Origin of the sequence: uncultured Stenotrophomonas sp., from assembly GCF_963519125.1 — a bacterium.
GTDB lineage: Bacteria > Pseudomonadota > Gammaproteobacteria > Xanthomonadales > Xanthomonadaceae > Stenotrophomonas.
The window spans coordinates 12,528-31,388 of the sequence record NZ_CAUQLJ010000016.1 but is presented as its reverse complement, the minus strand read 5'-3'; the positions used below and the strand labels follow the sequence as shown (position 1 = coordinate 31,388).

Annotated in this window: 11 protein-coding genes; 3 read left to right on the top strand and 8 right to left on the bottom strand. The window is 67.6% G+C overall.

Annotated features, from left to right (window positions below; all coding sequences use genetic code 11):
- Window positions 1-6: 6 nt before the first annotated feature.
- On the bottom strand, window positions 7-318 hold the full coding sequence (locus tag RYM47_RS14165; RefSeq protein ID WP_315388701.1) for a hypothetical protein: 312 nt from the start codon (window positions 316-318) through the stop codon (window positions 7-9).
- A 285-nt stretch (window positions 319-603) separates the two neighbouring features.
- Here RYM47_RS14165 and RYM47_RS14160 point away from each other — a divergent pair, with 285 nt between their 5' ends.
- Entirely contained in the window at window positions 604-8,283 is a 7,680-nt protein-coding gene (locus RYM47_RS14160; protein WP_315388700.1) for a deaminase domain-containing protein, read from the top strand.
- A 95-nt stretch (window positions 8,284-8,378) separates the two neighbouring features.
- On the top strand, window positions 8,379-9,245 hold the full coding sequence (locus tag RYM47_RS14155) for an endonuclease/exonuclease/phosphatase family protein (protein ID WP_315388699.1): 867 nt from the start codon (window positions 8,379-8,381) through the stop codon (window positions 9,243-9,245).
- A 243-nt stretch (window positions 9,246-9,488) separates the two neighbouring features.
- Here the strand turns inward: RYM47_RS14155 and RYM47_RS14150 are convergent, their stop codons facing one another.
- From RYM47_RS14150 to RYM47_RS14120, 7 genes are all read right to left on the bottom strand, one after another.
- Entirely contained in the window at window positions 9,489-9,761 is a 273-nt protein-coding gene (locus RYM47_RS14150; protein WP_315388698.1) for a hypothetical protein, read from the bottom strand.
- A 150-nt stretch (window positions 9,762-9,911) separates the two neighbouring features.
- Complete coding sequence (locus RYM47_RS14145; RefSeq protein WP_315388697.1) at window positions 9,912-11,342, bottom strand: efflux transporter outer membrane subunit; 1,431 nt, start codon at window positions 11,340-11,342, stop codon at window positions 9,912-9,914.
- A complete protein-coding gene (locus RYM47_RS14140) occupies window positions 11,336-12,073 on the bottom strand; it encodes an SDR family oxidoreductase (protein ID WP_315388696.1) in 738 nt (245 codons plus the stop codon). Before RYM47_RS14140 ends, RYM47_RS14145 begins: the two co-directional genes overlap by 7 nt.
- A 24-nt stretch (window positions 12,074-12,097) precedes the next feature.
- Complete coding sequence (locus tag RYM47_RS14135) at window positions 12,098-15,268, bottom strand: multidrug efflux RND transporter permease subunit (RefSeq protein ID WP_315388695.1); 3,171 nt, start codon at window positions 15,266-15,268, stop codon at window positions 12,098-12,100.
- A 112-nt stretch (window positions 15,269-15,380) separates the two neighbouring features.
- Window positions 15,381-16,607 (bottom strand): efflux RND transporter periplasmic adaptor subunit, encoded by a 1,227-nt coding sequence (locus RYM47_RS14130; protein ID WP_315388694.1) that lies wholly within the window; start codon window positions 16,605-16,607, stop codon window positions 15,381-15,383.
- Between the two features lie 92 nt (window positions 16,608-16,699).
- Complete coding sequence (locus RYM47_RS14125; protein WP_315388693.1) at window positions 16,700-17,473, bottom strand: SDR family NAD(P)-dependent oxidoreductase; 774 nt, start codon at window positions 17,471-17,473, stop codon at window positions 16,700-16,702.
- A complete protein-coding gene (locus RYM47_RS14120) occupies window positions 17,470-17,697 on the bottom strand; it encodes a hypothetical protein (protein ID WP_315388692.1) in 228 nt (75 codons plus the stop codon). Before RYM47_RS14120 ends, RYM47_RS14125 begins: the two co-directional genes overlap by 4 nt.
- Before the next feature lie 139 nt (window positions 17,698-17,836).
- On the opposite strand from RYM47_RS14120, the gene RYM47_RS14115 reads away from it, so the two are divergent.
- Window positions 17,837-18,856: a LysR family transcriptional regulator gene (locus RYM47_RS14115; protein ID WP_312327865.1), complete on the top strand. Its 1,020-nt coding sequence runs from the start codon at window positions 17,837-17,839 to the stop codon at window positions 18,854-18,856.
- The last annotated feature ends 5 nt before the right edge of the window (window positions 18,857-18,861 follow it).

The window sequence follows — 18,861 nt, the reverse complement described above, 5'->3', positions numbered from 1 at the left end:
TCCGCCTCAGGGCAGCGTGAACTTGCGTGCCATCCGGGTCGGCCAGACCGAAGTGAACTGCGCGCCGCCGACCAGCCGGTAGGCGGCCGACACGCTGTGCATCACGCCCAGCCGTTCGAGCACGTCCTTGGCCTTGCGGAAGGTCGGGCGCGGATCGGAGGTGTCCATGAAAAGGTTGATCTCTTTCGCGCTGACGTCGTAGCCGTCCAGCTTCGCCGCGCTGCCCAAGGCCGTGGCCAGTTCGGCTTCGAGCGTGGCGAGGAAGCCTTCGTCGTCCAGCGACTTGCGCCAGAACTTGATGATCAGCTGGTAATCCATCGGGCGGTCCAGTGCTCTGGCAGGGGGACTGACCAGAGTACCTCACGGCGCAGGCGTGTCGGCTGTCAGCACCGCGCTGCCGATACAACAATTCCGATACCGACAGTGCCCCGCTTCCCAACGCGCGGCGCGATCACCGTCCCGTATCCCCCATGCCGCAATGATTTCGATGCATGGCATCACTCGTTTAGTCAGGTTCCATTGGCTTGGTCGATTGCAGCACTGCGGGCCATCCGTAGGATCGGCGCCCTTCCGCGCCCCTGCGCCTGTCACGATTCCCTGCCTGTGCCGAACCTTTTCCCCTGCCGTTCCGTATCCACTTCCGCGACCGCCGGGCAGCGCACCCCTGCGCCCGCCCAGGAGCAGACGCGCCCAACGGCGACACCGTGGCAGGTACACAATCGCGAGGCGACGACGCTGGCACTGCTGGGCGTACCGGCCGCCCAGCTGGACGCGTTGGCCGACGCGCTGGCCAAGGGGCCGATCGATACCGCGCTGCTGCAGGCCCTGCTCGACGGCGGGTTGCCAGGCAGTCCGCTCGGCGATGCACTGTCGGAGTGGCTGGCCGCCCAGTGCGTACTTCCCCCCTGCAGCGACGATGAGGCCGCCGCCTGGCGCTGCGTGCTGCTGTATGCCCTGCGCCTGCCCCAGTCGCACTGGGAAGTAGAATGCATCGCCGAAAGAGCGCGTTTGACCGCAGCGGTTGCCGGACGCGATCCACTGTTGCAGCGCCTGCGCACTGCGCTCTATCGGCCCGTGGACACAACGTGTGCTGCATGGCAGGAGATGCTCTCCAGCCAACCTGCACCCGATGCGGACGTGGACGCACGACAGGTTGCGCTCCACCATCAGCGCTCGAAGTACAAAGGCCTGGACACCGACAAACGCCATGCCGCCATGGCAACACTGCTGGCAGAGCTGGCACCGGCCGCGTCCGCCCAGACGCTGCGGGAAGCGCTCACGCGTGTGCGCAGGCACGAGCAACGCGATGCTGGCCTGCTCGATCCGCGCGCCGGGCTGCGCACGGTGTTTGCCCACGCAGGGGATGCCGCGTCGATTGCGGCGGTTCGTGCACGATTGTCCGCAATGCAGCAGGGCGCAACGAGCAGCGAGCCGGACACGGCATCGGCGGCGATGGCGACTTCCGGAAAGCCGTCCTCGTCCCTGGCCGCGCAGCTGCTGGCCGTGGCGGACCAGGCCAGCCTCGACATTCCCGGCGTGGCGCAGCCCCTGGGTCGCTATGACAGCGCCGCGCGTGCGGCGGTCAGCCTGCTCAGCCTTCCCTGGCAACTGCCGCAGCTGGTGAACGCCGGCGCGGACCTCGGCTTCGCTGCTGCAAACAGTGCCAGACTGCTGGGCAGCAGAACCGTGCCGACGCCCGAAGCGGTGGCGAACGCCGTACAGCCATACGGACTCGGCAGTGCCTGGGTGCAGCCGGTCAACATCGTGGCCTGTACACCGACGGCGGGTGAAGCGCCTCCAACAGACGACACCAGCGCATTGCTCGGCCGCCCGCCAAGGGGCACGGCACTCGCGCCGCTGGGTCAGTGCTGGGAGGCGCCGCATAACGTACCCGGCATGTTCCGCGAGCAGGCCGTTGGCATCGGCGCATTCCTGGCGCGTCAGCCTGCCGGGCCAACAACGATGGCCGCGCGCGACACCCCGCGCACGATGCCGACAGACGGACTGTGCCCCATGCAGCGCACCGCCTTGGTGGCAGAGGCGGCTGCCATGCGCCACGACATGCACATGCCGCGCGCCCATGCCGGCGCGCTGACCGATCCGGGCCGGCCGGTCGCCGCTGCCGCCGCAACGGCGTCGCCGCTCAACGGCGCGGCCGCCCAGGACATGATCCCCATCGACGGTCGGCTGCCGCTGCGGGTACAGGCACCGCTGCTCGACCGCCTTGCGCCCGACGACTGGTGGAGCCCGCTGGATTGGCAGGTGCCGCGCACCCTTGGCGGACTGCATGCGGCCATCACCGACGCGTTCGCGCAGGCCGGCTTCGACCTGCAGCATCGTGCGCCCAGCCCGGACGCGCTGGCAGCGTTCTTCCTGTCTGCACCTGCGCTCGCATGGTACGACGCGCTGCAGACGCTGCCGATGCTGCCCGAAGGCGCTCGCCGCACCCTGGCCGACGGCGGCACCACCGCATGTGCCTACGCGTTCAGTCGCATGCTGGAGCAGCTCACTCAGCACCCGCACGCAGAAGGCGAACGCCGGGCGATGCATGCCCTGGCCCGCATCGGGCGCGTGGCAGTGGCGTACGTACAGGCGCAGGATGCCAACGCGCTGGCCTCGGCGTCTGCGCACTTTGATGCACTGGCGTGGCGCACCGACACCGTGGCCGGTCGCCTGGAAACGCCGATGACCGATGCGCAGCTGCAGGCGCATCGTGCACGCATGCATCGGGCGTACGGCAGGCCGCTGCCGCATGGCGCAGGCACCGAAGCGATGCGCAGCTGGCTCGTACAGACCGAGCCCGCATTGCTGGACGAGACCACCTTCAACCTGCTCGACAGCGCCGACACCCTGCTGGCCGACCTGCTCGTCACGCTGCGCCGCGAGCTGGATGAACTGCGTTTCGGCGCAGGCTGGAACTGGCGCGGCAAGGCCCCGCAGCCGGCAGACTGGCGCGACCATCTGGAGCGCAAAGCCGCCGTGGCCGGCACCCACTGGGTCACCGAGCTGGGCGCGCTGTTCCACCAGGTCGCCGCCTCGCTGGCCCGCTATGAAGATCTGGAACCGCCGCTGCAATCGGTAATCGATCCACGCCGCAACGATCTGCGCGTGCTCACCGGTGAACTGATCGCGCCGCTGTTGCAGCTGTATGCAGGCATTGACCTGCCGATGGCGCAGGCCGACCCGTGGTATCGGTCGGCCTACCCGGCCTATGCCGGGTTCTTCGCATGGACGGGTGGCGCCCGCGCGTCCAGCGCCTTGGCCGATCTGGAGGCGTTGGACCTGGCCCGGAATCCTGAACGCCTGCGGCCGTTCCTGCTGCCGATGACCGTCACCCTGCCCCTGCCTGCCGCCGTCCTGCGGCACCTGCTCGGTCGCGACCGGATTGCAGACGACCCCCAGCAGCAGGGGCGCGACCGGTTGCGCCTGTTGCGTGGCGGTGAAACGCGTCGGCTGGTGGCGCAGGTGTTGGAGATCGGCGCGGACGACGTTGCGCCCGAACTGGTCCACGCCTTCTTCCGGCAACTGGGCAATGCGCCGGGCGCGGAGGCGTTCGGTCGCTGGCGCAACGACGTCCAGCGCGGCTCCACCTGGCACCTGTCGCCCGACGAATGGCTCAGCCTGCTGCCCGACAGCGAACTGGCGTCGCTATGGCGCGGGCCGGGCATGCCCAGCAATCGCGAAGGCGTGCTGCGCGCCGTGCAGCATGCCCTTTCTTCCACGGAGCAGGCGCGGGGGTCGCAGGACCTGCCGGCGCTGTGGACCCGGATCATGGAAGCGCCACAGGCGCTGGACCAGTGGTGCGCCAGCGACGACGCGCAGCGGGTCGCCTGGCAGCACCTGGAACGCTCGGTTGCCGGGCGCAGCGCCGGCACGCGGTTGGACCGCGAGGCGACGTTGTCGGCGAGCACCTGTGCGGCGATGCTGGGTGCGTCCGCCGAGGTGCAGTTGTCGCTTGGCGACGACCCCGCAGGCATCGCCGACGACCCGACCCATGACGCTGCGCCGGTACTGTCACTGGCAATCGACCTGCTCGGGCTGCATCCGGCACTGACCGCGGACGAAGCGTTGGCGTTCGGCGCCGTGCTGCTGCCGCCTGGCGCACGCGCGGTCCCGCCAGCGCGCGCGCCGCTGAGCTTCCCGCTGTTGCCGACATCCCATGCGCCAGAGCGCGGCGCGGACGCCTCGGAAGATGCACTGCTGGCAGCACTCATCCAGGCGGAAGTGCCCGCGCGCGCCGATACGCCCCGCGCAGATCCGGCGCAATTGCCCGCGCTGGATGACCTGCTCGAAGGATTCGGGCTGTCGCTGCTGCACCCACGGACCGATGTCGGCAGCGATGTGGAACCGCTGACCGCGCCCGATGCCTGGGCGCTGATGTCGCGCACCCGGCAGTTCGCTGCGTTCTGCCAACCCCTGCTGGCCGAGGCCGGTTGGTTCGACGGGGACATGGCCTCCGCGCGCGGCGCGCAGACCTTGCTCGCGCGATTGATGCTGGAACGCTACGTCGGCCGTGACCGGATCGACGCGCTGCGCGAACGCTTCGCCGCTCCCGAGGTGGTGGATGTGCCATTCGTCCAGCTGGCCCACGAACTGCGCGTGGCTGTGCTTGATGCCAACGGCGAGGCGACGCCCGCCGCGCTGGGCGTGCTGTACTGGCTGCTGGCCAGCGAGCTGGACCAGCCGGCGCTGATGGTGGACGGCATTCCCGAGTGGCTCACCTACGGCCGCTCGCTGCAGAGCATCGCCCTGCGACACGGGGCGACGCTGCTGGATGGCATGCAACCGGGCGCGTGCAGCGGTGCCCGCTTCGACGACGTCTGCGCCCTGCCCGCGCAACTCTCGCTGCCCGCGCAGACGCCCGGTGCGCACGACGACCTGCACGATGCGTGGGCGCGTGCGCTCGCGCCGGCGGCGATGGCCTACTCCGCCGCGCACGGTGACGGGGCCAACCTCACGCGGCTCGACGCAGCAACCGGGCTGCAGATGCGCGACGCGCTTGCCCTGCTGCAGGACGACCAGGCCCTGCACGCGCTGCACGTGCAGCAGCTGGCCAGCCCGCCGCCGACGCGCGTGGACATCGCCGCGCAGACGCTGAAGGAAGCGGATATCGACCCGGCGCTGTGGTCGAAGCGCCCCGTCGACATCGGCCAAGCCTACCTGGCGCGGCATGGCATCGTCCCTTCGCGCCTGATCGCCTACGAGGAGCACCTGTACGGGCTGGACCAGCCGGATGACATCGACGGCGACCCGGCCGTCGATCCCCGTCCGCGCGCGATGATCACCAACGACGACAGCCTGCAGCAGTTGATGGTGGCCGATGCGTGGGTGTCCACCAAGGGCCCCACCACTGCCAGCCGTTTCGAGTCCGCATTCGACGACTGGAAACGCACCGTGGAGGCGGGGCTGACCGGGCTGATCGCTACCGCTCTGGACGGGCTGCCCGCATCCGACCGCAGCCTGGTCGCATCGTCCGTCTGCACGCCGATGCGTGTGGGTTGTGGTGACCGCCAGGCAGACGCCGGCCTGCTGCTGCGGTGCGAGGCCACCGTGCCCGGCGCGGCAACGTGCTACTTCGAGGTCATCCCGCAGGCGGGCGTGGCGCGCCGTGTGTGGCAGGACGCTGCGCTTGGTCCCTTGGTCGATTTCGAGGGGTTGGTCAACGGCGCGATCCAGCGCAACCGCGATGGCAACCAGCTTACCCCGATGTCGGGGCTGACACTGAGGGCGTACGGCGACGCTGTAACCGGAGGCCGGGAGCACAGCTTTACCGCACTGTCCCGTGCAGCCACCACACACCTGTGGGACGCGCGTCTTGCCCAAGCGCATACGGATCAACTGGCCAGACTCACCGGCCTCGAACAGCGGTTCGTTGAAGACCGCCACAAACTCAACCGGGTGGCGGAGTTCCTCGTTCCGTTCTACACCTGTGTCGAACAGATGCAGGCCGGCGATTACTCGGCCAGCGCCATCAGCGGCTGCGTGATGGACGTTGCGTCAACCGTCGTGCCGGTGGGCGAGTTCATCGGCAGCACGGTGCGCATCGCGCGCACGGCGGGCGAACACACCATCCAGTCGATTGCGGCAGAGTCCGGCGAAGCGTTGCAGAAACTGGGCACTTCGCTGGTGATGCAGGGTGGCCTGGGCACCGTGCGCAACGTGGCCAAGGGATCGTTGTGGGTCGGCAGCCATGCCTGGGAAAGTGCACTGCAGGGTGCGGATTGGCTCAAGCGGATCCTGCGGACAAGCCCGGCGCTGCAGGAGTCGGCGCTCGCCCTCGAGCGCGCCGTTGCCAGCGGGCGGGTCCCGAAGGCGGCGTTGCAGGCGCGCCGTGCCGCCACCCCAACGCTGGCAGAGGCGAAACTGGAGGACGGCAGCGTGGTGCTGGTGGCCGCACGCGGCACCGCCTGGCATCGCTATGACGTGTTCACCGGCAAGCCTTATGGGCCACGGCTGGACACATTCGCGTTCGCGAACGAACTGCCTGCGACCCTTCCGGTCCGATACACCGACGAAGGTCTGCAGGTTGCGCTGGGCGACACGCCTGCGCAGTTCCTGGAGCACGGCAGCGACGATTGGGAGGTGCTTATCGGTGAGCACAGTTACCGGCTCAATGAGCAGGGAACCGCATTCGAGTTGATCACGGCGGGCGAACAACGCACCGCCGCGCCCGGGCAGTGGCGCGAGCTGCCCACGCAGTGCAGGCCGCGCCGTTCGCTGGTGGTGATTCCCTGCGCGCAGCAGTCGCGGCTGCGATTCACCCCGGACGCTGCCAGGGACCTGCGCCAGGATCAGCTGCCGCCCGGGCGCGTTGAGGGCATTGCGGCCGCCACGCGGGAGTTCACCCTGGACCTGGCGCACACCTTGTCCGATGGCGGCGATCCCCTGCGCCTGATGGTGCACAACGGCAGGGTCTGTGCATGGACGCCCTCCACACGCACTGCGGCCCCGCAGCTGGTGCCGCTGCCGGCAGCGCAGCTCGAAGCGCTGGGCCTGCCCGGCAGCGTCACCTACCCCGACACGCTGGAAGGCACGCTCTCCAACCAGCGCATGTTCGGCCTGCATGCCGCGTTGTCTGACGCGCATGTCGCGCGGCTGGAGCGTGAACTGCCGGTCGTGGACGTGGGTGCCCTGCTGCCCGGTGTCGCAGACGCGCGGCGCGTGCGTGCCATCCGGATGGAGTCGCCGTTCCTGCGCGCCCTGTGCATCGAACCGGATGATGGCGTGTTCTACCAGGCGCCCTTGCCGGCACCCGGCCAGACGGCGCTGCATTTCACCCGGATGCAGCCAGCCCGCGACAAGGCCGCGATCAATGACTACCTGCGCAGGTCGGAGCACTACCGCGTAGCGCTGGTGCGTCCCGATCTGACGCAGGACCAGGACAACATTGCCCGCCTGGCGTTCAACTACGTCAAGCCCACGCTGCCGACGGATCTTCCCCACCACTACGCAACCTATGACGCTTACGCGGCCCACCAGGCCGAACACAGCGCTTCCAACATCTATGCGCAGTACGCCGACAAGGTTCTCACCGGCCAGACCCAACAACGCACGTTCGTGGGGTTGGCCCGGAAACACATACCGGACTGGCAGGCACTCACCACCTCCAGCGAAGAAGACCGCGCTGCAGTGGCCGAGATCCTCAATGCACTGCTCCCGGCCACGGGCGGCAAGGTCGCACTCGCACCCATCACCGCCGCATCGCTCGCCCAGCCCGATGCGGCGCGGCCGATCCTCGACCATCTCAATGGGGCCAACCTGGCGTTCGCCGAAGTGATCCGCGAGGATGGAACGCGCGAGGTCTACTGCGCGCTGTCCGATGGCAAGCGTACCCGCAGCATGAACCTGAAGCAGGGTGCCGAGCTTTCAGACGGCACGCCCGTGATCGATGCACGCAATGCGATGAAAGGCAAACCACCGCTGCCCGGGATCACAAGCCTTCCGGTACTTCGCGGCGCCCACGATACCCGCACCGTGGTGTTCGACCGCGCGAAGGACTCCGAGCGGTTGATCGCCAGCTGTATTGCAGACCACCCCCCGGTGAAGCGTTTCCGGCTGTTCTCGCTGCTGGACACCTGCGACTCCTGCGGCGGGGTGGTCGTACCGCAGTTGCGGGCCCGTTTCCCGGATGCGCGTCCCTTCTCCGTCCGGTACCTGCAGCAGTACGGCACGGCAACGGCCCATTCGGGCGAGCCACTGCCCCCCGCCGCCAACGACCTGGACCCAAATCCCAACCTCGTCACATTTTTCGCCCAGTGGCGGCGTGAGCGGGGCCTGACATGACTTCTGCCCTACCCGTTCCGCCAACCTGCGCATATCCAGCGCCACAGGTTCCGTGCGACCCTCTGGAAACGATTTCACGGAATGGAGGGATTCCCATGTTGTCTCGTTTTCGTCGTCCGGCCCTGCTGGCCCTGATCGCGCTGGCGTTGCCGCTCGGCTCCGCGCTGGCCAGGAGCCCCGAGCCGCTGCGGGTGATGTCATTCAATGTCCGCACGCCGGTAGATACCGAACCCAACAAGCGCTGGGAGGACCGTCGCGATGCGATGGTGGCGCTGTTGAAGGAGCAGCATCCGGTGGTGTTCGGTACCCAGGAGCTGAAGACCAACCAGGCCGAGTTTCTGGTGCAGCACCTGCCGGGCTACCGCTGGTTCGGTGAACCGCGCGGCCCGGGCGATAACGAGGAGCATATGGGGGTGTTCTACGACAGCGCCGCCTTGAAGGTGGTCGAGTCGGGCAACTTCTGGTTGTCGGACACGCCGGAGGTTGCCGGCAGCATCACCTGGGGCAACCTGATGCCGCGCATGGTTACCTGGGCGTTGTTCCAGCGCCAGGCCGATGGCAAGCAGTTCTACCTGTACAACACGCACCTGCCCTACCGCGATGAGGACGAACCGCGCCGCGTGCTGGGTGCGAAGCTGATCACCGAGCGGCTGGCGAAGCTGCCGAAGGACATTCCGATCGTGGTGACCGGCGATTTCAACAGCGAGCCGACCAGCCCCACCTATGCCGATTTTACCCGCACGCTGGGTGATGCACGCAAGCTGGCCGAGAAGGTCGACGGCCCGCGCCTGACCTTCCAGAACTTCAGCAACACGCCTACGTCGGAGATCGACTGGATCCTGGTACGCGGGTTTGGCGTGAAGCATTTCAGCACGCTGGACCAGACCTTCGATGGCGTGGTGCCGTCGGACCATTATCCGGTGATGGCGGAGTTGGTGTTCCCGGAGGCCACGAAGCGCTGACGCGTTCCGACGCGTGACGCATCGGCATTGGCATCGGAATCGGCGGTAGGGTCGGTCCCCAGACGACCGCCGATAACGCGCCCACATCCGGTAACGCATGACCTTCGGCGGAACAGAAGCCATCTCCGCCGGAGGTCATGCCCCACAGAACGTGGACAATCCGCGTGCGGTCGATTGGGATGCGACCCTACCGGCAATGTCGTCGCCCGACCGTAGATCGGACGCGGCCGTAGCAGCAACAGGTCAGGATCGCGGTGTACGAAGCGGATTTTCCAACACCCGGCACAGCGCCTGGTGCTGTTCACGCGCCTGGCAGATGCGGGCGCTGATCGCGAGGAACAAACCGACGCCGACCACGCCGATGCCGAGCAGGCTGTCGGGCAGCCACGCAAAGCCCAGGCTGACCGTCAGCGCGGCTACGACCAGCAGGACGATCACGCTGGCCGACAGACCTGCGCTGCCCGCATGGCGTTCTTCCCTGACCGCGCGTGGCGGTTCCCAGCACTTCCGTTGCATGGCTCATCTCCCGGACTGGCGGTGTTTTTAGCACCGGCCCAGACCGACCCGGCAGAGGCAAAGCCGTCAGCGCGGGGTTTCCCGGTGCGCCATTGCGGCGAACCATTACAAAATTGGCAGGGGGCGACGCTTGCCGCCCCCGTGCCCGGGTTACCGCATGGTGCCGGCGAGCGCCGGCGGGGTGGCGTCCTGCTGCTGGCCCCAGCCGCCCAGCGCCTTGTACACGCCGACCACGCTGACATTGACCGTGGACTCGGCCGCTGCCAACGCATCGTCAGCCGCCAACTGGGTACGCTGCGCATCGAGCAGGGTCAGGAAGTCTTCTGACCCTTCGCGATAGCGGATCTGCGCCAGCTGCTCGGCACGCCGCGCGGCCTGTGCCTGTTCGGCCACGATGCCCAGCCGCGCCTGCTGCTTGGCATAACGGGTCAATGCGTTTTCGGTGTCTTCCAACGCCAGCAGCACCGCCTTTTCGTATTCGGCAGCGGCGCCGTCGGCCTGCGCCTTGCTCGCGCGCAGCCGTGCCTTGACCGTGCCGAAGTCGAACGCGGCCCAGCTGATCGACGGCGTCACCGACCACGCCTTGTTGTTGCCGTTGACCAGCCCGCTGGCATCGCCGGACAGGAAGCCGACAAAGCCACTCAGACTGATGCGCGGGAACAGATCAGCCGTGGCCACGCCCACGCGTGCCGTTGCGGCGGCCAGCCGACGCTCGGCGACGCGCACATCGGCACGCTGGCGCAGCAGGTCGGTGGTGTCGCCCAGTGGCAGCGCCTTCGCGTACGGCGGCACCTCGCGCGGCTCCAGCAACGCGTCCAATGCATCCGGGCGCTGCCCCAGCAACACCGCCAGGCGATGCCGGGACTGCACTTCGGCCACTTCAAGCAGCGGGATGTCCGCCTCGATCGCCTTCAGCCGGGCCCGGCTGCTCTGCACGTCCAGCTCGCTGCCCGCACCCAGTTCCCAGCGGGCTTCGGTCAAGCGCTGGGTGTCGCGCAGGTTCACCAGGGTGCGTTTGGCCACGTCGATCCGCTTCTGGGTGCCGCGCAGCTCGAAGTAGTTGCGTGCCACTTCAGCCGCCACGGTCACCTGCGCGTCGGCCAAGTTGTCCTGCTCGGCGCCGAGGTCGGCGCGCGCCGCTTCGGCGGCCCGGCGCTGGCGTCCGAACAGATCCAGCTCCCAGCCCGCATCGAAGCCCAACTGGTAGGTCTCGCTGAAGACACGTTCCCCACCTGCGGTCAGGTCCGGCTGCTTGCGGCGGTCGTAGCTGCCGCCACTGGTGACGTGCGGCAGCTGGTCCAACCGCTGCTCGACGAATACCGCGCGGGCTTCGCGAACGCGCGACATCGCGATGCGCAGGTCCAGGTTGTCGCCCAATGCGTCGTGCACCAGCTGTTCCAGCACCGAGTCGTCGAACTGCGCCCACCAGCTCGCCACCGGCGAGGTGGTACTGAACACCGGCGCGGCCGCGCCCTGCAGGACCACCGGCTGTGCCGGCGGTGCCTGGTAGTTCGGGCCGACGCTGACGCAGCCGGCCAGCAGCGCGCTGGCAACGGCGGCGGTCAACACACGGATCACCATGGCAGCACCTCGCCGAGGTAGGTGAAGCTGCCATTCGGACCGTCGGCGCCGATCAGCGCCATGCCCACGCTGGAGCGCGCGCCGTCGGCGATTTCGAGTTCGCCCTCGCCACTGTTCATGTCGGTTTTCACGTAGCCGGGGTGCACGGTATTGACCTTGGTGGTGCTGTCGCGCAGTTCGTAGGCCAGCTGCACGGTCCAGGCGTTCACCGCGCTCTTGGAGGCGTTGTACGCCGGCACCATGAAGCCGTAGATCGGCGAGCCGGGCTGGCTGTGCAGGGTCAACGAACCGAGGATGCTGGACACGTTGACGATGCGGCCGGCCGGCGACTGCCTGAGCAGCGGCAGGAACGCCTGGGTCACGGCGATCACCGCGAACAGGTTGGTGTCGAACGTGCTGCGCCAAGTGTCCAGGGTCTGCGCGGACGGCGCCAGTGCAGTGTCGTCGAGCAGGATGCCGGCGTTGTTGACCAGGATGTCCAGGCGACCGTGGCGGTCGCTGATCTCCTGCACGGCGGCGGCAATGCTGGCCGGGTCGACCACGTCGAGCTGGATTGCCTCCACCGGCAGGCCTTCAGCCTGCAGCTTCAGCGCTTCGGCCACGGCGGTGTCGCGCTTGCGACCGGCCAGCAGCGTATGCACGCCGGCCTGGGCCAGCTGGCGGACGGTTTCCAGGCCGATGCCACGGGTGGCGCCGGTGACCAGCGCGATCTTGGAAGTAGCGGTATTCATGGAGAGTCCTCGTGGGGGTCGGGATCAGTGATGGAGGGTGGAGTTTCCGTGGGCGACCAGCTTGCCGCCGCCGTTGCGGCTGACGAACTTGCGCAGCGCCACGTAGAACACCGGGGTCAGGAACAGGCCGAACAGGGTCACGCCGAGCATGCCGGCAAACACGGTAATGCCGGTCACCGAGCGCACTTCCGCACCGGCGCCATGCGAGAGCACCAGCGGGATGGTGCCGGCGATGAACGCGATCGAGGTCATCACGATCGGGCGCAGACGCAGGCGGCAGGCTTCCAGCGCGGCTTCCACGATCCCCTTGCCGCCCATTTCCAGTTCGCGGGCGAATTCGACGATCAGGATCGCGTTCTTGCACGCCAGGCCCATCAGCACCACCAGGCCGACCTGCACGAACACGTTGTTGTCACCGCCGGTCAACCATACGCCGAACAGGGCCGACAGCAGCGTCATCGGCACGATCAGGATCACCGCCAGCGGCAGCGACCAGCTCTCGTACAGCGCAGCCAGCACCAGGAAGGCCAGCATGATCGCCACCGGGAAGACAATGAAGGCCGCCTTGCCCTGGGTCGCCTGCTGATAGCTCAGGTCGGTCCATTCGGTGGTCATGCCTACCGGCAGCACCTTGCCGGCGATCTCGGTCAGCTTGTTCATCGCCTCGGCGGAGGACAGCAGGCGCGGGTCGGCTTCACCGGCCAGGTCAGCCGCCGGATAGCCATTGAAGCGCAGCACCGGGTCCGGGCCGAAGGTCTGCTTGATGGTGACCATCGAACCGATCGGCACCATCTCGCCGCGGTCGTTGCGGGTGCGCAGCTTGCCGATGTCCTCGACCGTCTCGCGGTACGGACCGTCGGCCTGGGCGATCACCTGCCAGGTACGGCCGAACTGGTTGAAGTCGTTGACGTAGGCCGAGCCGAGGTAGGTCTGCAGGGTGTCGAACAGTTCGGTGAGCTGCACGCCCTGTGCCTTGGCCTTGACGCGGTCGACCTCGGCATCCAGCTGCGGCACATTGGCCTGGTAGCTGGAAATCGGGAAGGCCATGCCCGGCGTCTGCGCAACGGTACCCTGCATCGCCTGCACGGCATTCTGCAGTGCGCCGTAGCCCAGGTTGCCGCGGTCCTCGATGAACATCTGGTAGCCGTTGCCGTTACCCAGGCCGAGGATCGGCGGCGGCATCATCGCGAAGGCGAAGCCTTCCTGCAGGCCGGCGATCTTCTGGTTGATCTCGGCATTGATCTGCGCGGCGGTACGGCCATGGCGCTCGGCGAACGGCTTGAGCGGAATGAACGCCACACCGGTGTTCGGCGTGTTGGTGAACTGCAGCGCGTTCAGGCCCGGGAACGAGATGGTGTGGGCCACGCCATCGGTTTCCTGGGCGATCTTGGCAACCTTGCGCAGCATTTCATCAGTACGCGCGATCGACGAACCTTCCGGCAGCTTCACGCCGGCAATCAGGTACAGCTTGTCCTGGGTCGGGATGAAGCCCGGCGGCACCAGCTTGAAGATCACGCCGGTACCGACCAGCAGGATCGCGTAGACCACGAACACCGCACCACGACGGCCGAGGATGCGCGCCACGCCACGTTCGTACTTCTCCGAGCTGGACTTGAAGAAGCGGTTGAACGGACGGAACACCCAGCCGAACAGGCGGTCGATCAGGCGGCTCGGGCCGTCCTTCGGGGCACCGTGGGCCTTCAGCAGGCGCGCGGCCAGGGCCGGCGACAGGGTCAGCGAGTTGATCGCCGAGATCACCGTGGAAATGGCGATGGTGACCGCGAACTGCTTGTAGAACTGGCCGGTGACACCGGACAGGAAGGCCATCGGCACGAACACGGCACACAGCACCAGCGCGATCGCCACGATCGGGCCGGACACCTCACGCATGGCCTGGTGTGCCGCCGCGGTGGGCGACAGCCCTTCCTCGATGTTGCGTTCGACGTTTTCCACCACCACGATCGCGTCGTCGACCACGATGCCGATCGCCAGTACCAGGCCGAACAGGCTCAGCGTGTTGATCGAGAAGCCCAGCAGGTACAGCGCGGCGAAGGTACCGACCACCGACACCGGCACCGCGATCAACGGGATGATCGAGGCACGCCAGGTCTGCAGGAACAGGATCACCACCAGCACCACCAGCGCGATGGCTTCCAGCAACGTGGAGACCACGGCCTTGATCGAGTCGCGCACGAAGATGGTGGTGTCATACACCGCCTCGTACTTGACGTCGGCCGGCATGGTCTTCTGCATCTCGTCCATCGTCGAGATGACCTGGTCGCGGATTTCCAGCGCGTTCGCACCCGGCGACTGGAAGATACCGATACCGACGGCGTTCTTGCCATCCAGCTGCGAGCGCAGGGTGTAGTCACCGGCACCCAGTTCCAGGCGGGCCACATCGGCCAGGCGTACGATCTCACCGTCCACACCGCTCTTGAGCACGATGTCGCCGAATTCCTTTTCGGTCTTCAGGCGGCCCTGGGCATTGATCAGGGTCAGGAACTGGCTGTTCGGCAGCGGTTCGGCACCGAGCTGGCCGGCCGAGACCTGCACGTTCTGCTCGCGCATGGCGCGCACCACGTCACTGGCAGTCAGGCCGCGCGAGGCCACCTTGTCCGGGTCCAGCCAGGCGCGCATGGCGTAGTCGCCGCCACCGAAGATCTGCGCGTCACCCACGCCCGGAATACGCGCCAGCGCATCCTTGACGTGCAGGCGTGCGTAGTTGCGCAGGTACAGGGTGTCGTACTTGCCTTGCGGCGAGGTCAGGTGCACCACCATCAGGAAGGTCGGCGACTGCTTCTGCGTGGTCACGCCCTGGCGGCGCACGTCTTCAGGCAGACGCGCCTGCGCCTGCGCCACGCGGTTCTGCACCTTCACCGCCGCCGCGTCCGGGTCGGTGCCCGGGCGGAAGGTGACGGTCATCTGCAGCACGCCGTCCGAGCCGGCAACCGACTTCAGGTACATCATGCCTTCGACGCCGTTGATGGCCTCTTCAAGCGGCGTGGCGACGGTCTCGGCAATGACCTTGGGGTTGGCGCCCGGATAGACCGTGCGCACGACCACCGACGGCGGCACCACTTCCGGGTACTCGCTGATCGGCAGGATCGGAATCGTGATCAGGCCTGCGGCGAAGATCACGATCGACAGCACCGCCGCGAAGATCGGCCTGTCGATGAAGAAACGGGAAAAGTCCATGGAGGAATTCCTGGGAAAGGCGTTCGGCGGGCAACAGCCGCCCTGCCCCTCGTCACTTTGACGAAGGCAGGAACGGCTGCCGCTGGCGCCGGCAGCTAAGCGGGGACGCGGATCAGTGGTTCAGTGCGGCAGTCGCATCACGGCCCGGTGCCGGCGGCGCAGCCTGCGGCTGCATCGCCACCGCCTTGGCCTGCACCGGCATGCCCGGCATGAAGACCTTCTGCACGCCGTCGATGATCACCTTGTCGCCGGCGGCCAGGCCGTGCTCGACAATGCGCAGGCCATCGGCGGTGCGGCCGAGCTGGATGTCACGGCGCTGGGCCTTGCCATCCTTGTCGACCACGTACACGTACTTGCGATCCTGGTCGGTCAGAACAGCCTTCTCGTCGATCAGCAGGGCCTGGAACTGGCCGCTGCCGAGCAGCTGCACGCGGGCGAACAGGCCTGGCGTGAACTGGCGATCGGCGTTGTCCAGCAGCGCGCGGACGCGGATGGTGCCGGTGCTGCGGGCGACCTGGTTGTCGAGGAAGTCGACCTTGCCCGAATGCGGGTAGCCCTCTTCGCCGGACAGGCCGACCTTCACCGGCAGATCGCTGTCACGCTCGCTCGGGCGCTCGCCCTTGCGTGCCATCTGTGCGTACCGCAGGAAGGTGCTTTCATCGGCATCGAAGTAGACGAAGACGGTGTCCAGCGAGACCAGCGTGGTCAGCACGCTGGCGCTGTCGCCGGCGGTGACCAGGTTGCCGGCGGTGACCATTGCGCGACCGGCACGGCCATCGATGGGCGCGCGCACCTGGGTGAACTCCATGTTCAAGCGGGCCGCGTCGACGGCGGCCTGCGCGGCCATCACAGAAGCCTGCGCCTGGTCCGCGGTGGCACGGCGCTGTTCCCAGGTTTCGGTCGAAATCGCCTGCTGGTCGGACAGGCGGCGCGCACGCTCGGCTTCGCTGCGGCTCAGCGTGGCCTGGGTGCGGGCGCGGGCCAGTTCGGCGGTGGCGCGATCCAGCTCGGCGCGGTAGCTGCGGGCGTCGATGGTGAACAGCACGTCGCCCTTCTTCACTTCATCGCCTTCGACGTAGTTGACTTTGTCGATGTAGCCGGACACGCGCGGGCGCAGCTCGACGCTCTGCACTGCTTCGACGCGACCGCTGAAGTCGTCCCACTGACTGACCGGCTTGACCAGCACCGGCGCGGCACTGACCTGCGGCGGCGGCGGTGCGCCGGCTTCTTCAGCATGACCGCCGCTGCAGGCGGCCAGCACGGCAGCGGCGAGAATCGATACGCCGGCCATGGCCAGCCGTCGGGTGATGCGGGTGGAAGTGGGAGTGTGGGAGGTCATGGGAAGCATCCTTACGGCAAAGTGGGTGAGGCGAAAAACAGAAGGGCGGTGCAACGAGGTGGCGTAGCGTGAGACCTCAACCTTGGTAGAGGTCAAGCGGTGCCGGCGACGTCGTGCGAAAGGTTCGGCGGCCATTCCTGGTTGAGCAGGCCGCGGGGAAGTTCGGCATCGCGGGTGTCGCAGCGGACGATGGGGCGGTTGTCGGTGCAGTTGTCGAGCAACGACACCAGCCGGCGCCCGACCAGCAGCGCGCTCGGCCACTCGATGCAGGCATTGGCGGCGTTGGTGGGCGTGCACACCGGGTTGTTCACTTCCAGCATCTGCGCGCGCACGCCGAGCGCCTGCGCTTCCTGGTGCAGCACCTGCGCATACATGCGCGTGGCCGACATGGTGATCGAGGTTTCGCCGTGCCCGGCCCATGCCTTGTAGCCGGCCGGTCCACCGATCACGACGTAGCGGCGGGCGCGCGGGCCGCCCTGCAGCAGCGGCAACAGGTGACGGCCGGCGTGTACGTGCGGCATCACATCCGCCTGCAGCGCCTGCAACAATGCGTCGCCGCTGCGGTCGGTGACCCGGCCACGGTTGTAGGGGCCGCCCATCGCGTCGACCACCGCCGCGAGAGGGCGGCGGCGATGCGTTACGCGTTCGGCAACGCTGCGTGCGGAACCGTCATCGCCGAGTGACCCAAGCAGGGTTTCCAGCCCGGGTTCGTCGGCGAACTGCTCGCGCAGTGCGGCAAGCCGGCCCGGGTCGCGGCCGACCACCAGGACCGGGCTGCCGGCCTCCAGCAGCGCGGCCACGATGCCCTGCCCGACGCTCCCGGTGCCGCCCAGCACCAGAACCTCGGGGGCCAGCGTCCCACTCATGGGACTTTAACTCCCGTCGCCGGGATAATCCCAATTCGACCCAGTCGGCCGCCGTTGCGGGCGCCCAGGCGCAGGCTGCCGCCGCGCTGCAGGTTGGCGGGGGGAGTAAACTCGCGGAAAGCCTTGCCGGAGAACGCAGACGGGCGCTTCTCCACGGTCAGGGCCAGCTCCAGCGGGGTCTTGCGGCCGCCAATGACGCGGCCAAGAATGTTCTGCAACCACATGGTTGGCGTCCTCCAAATCGGGAATGGCGCCAGATTAGTCCTCAAACTCCCCCTTGATTAGTCCGAATTAAGGGGAATAATCGTCCCGTACCCGGCACAATCTTTCGGGCACCCTACCCACCCCGATTCGGATCCCCTCATGGCCCACGATCTCAACGACACGCTGATCTTCGTCAAGGTGGTCGAGCAAGGCAGCTTCATCGCAGCTGCCAACGCGCTCGGCCTGCCCAAGACCACCGTCAGCCGCAAGGTGCAGGAACTGGAAACGCGCCTGGGTGCGCGGCTGCTGCACCGGACCACGCGCAGACTGGGCCTGACCGAGGCCGGCTCGGTGTATCACGAGCACTGCCAGCGCATCGCGCGCGAGTTGGAAGAAGCCGAAGGTGCGGTCAACCAGCTGCAGTCGGGCCCGCGTGGCTGGCTGCGCTTCACCGTGCCCTACTCCATCGGCATCACCTGGATCGCGCCGCTGCTGGGGCAGTTCCATGCGCAGTACCCGGAAATCCAGCTGGACATGCACCTGGGCAACGAGAAGCTGGACCTGATTGCGGGCGAGGCAGACCTGGCCCTGCGCGTGGGTGCGTTGCCCGACTCGAACCTGGTGGCGCGCAAGCTGGGCAGCCTGCGCACCCAGGTGTTCGCCAGCCCCGCGTACATCGAACGCTACGGCGAGCCGCTGCATCCGGACGAGCTGCAGTTCCACCGCATCCTGGCGATGCGCAAGGCGCGCAACCTCAACAACAACCGGTTCTTCTGGCAGCTCGGCGAGAATGGCGGCGACCTGCGCGATTTCCCGGTGAATCCGCTGCTGGTGGCCAATGATCCGTCGGCGCTGAATGGTGCGCTGGTGTGTGGTGAAGGGCTGCTGCTGACCGGCGACGTGATGGCCAAGCCGTTCATCGAGTCTGGCATGGTGCGGCGTGTGCTGGCCGGCTGGACCGGGCCGGAAGTGGACTTCAACGCGGTATTCGCCGGCGGTCGACTGGTGTCGCCGAAGGTGCGCGCGTTCGTGGATTTCCTGGTGGAAAAGCTCAACTTCGACGCGAACTACATGCTGGCGCAGTGCCCGGCGGCGAAGCTGGCCAAGCAGCAGGCGAAGGAAGCGGAAGCGGAGTTGCAGGAGACCGGGAAGCGTATCCTGGAGACGGCAACGGCCTGACCGAA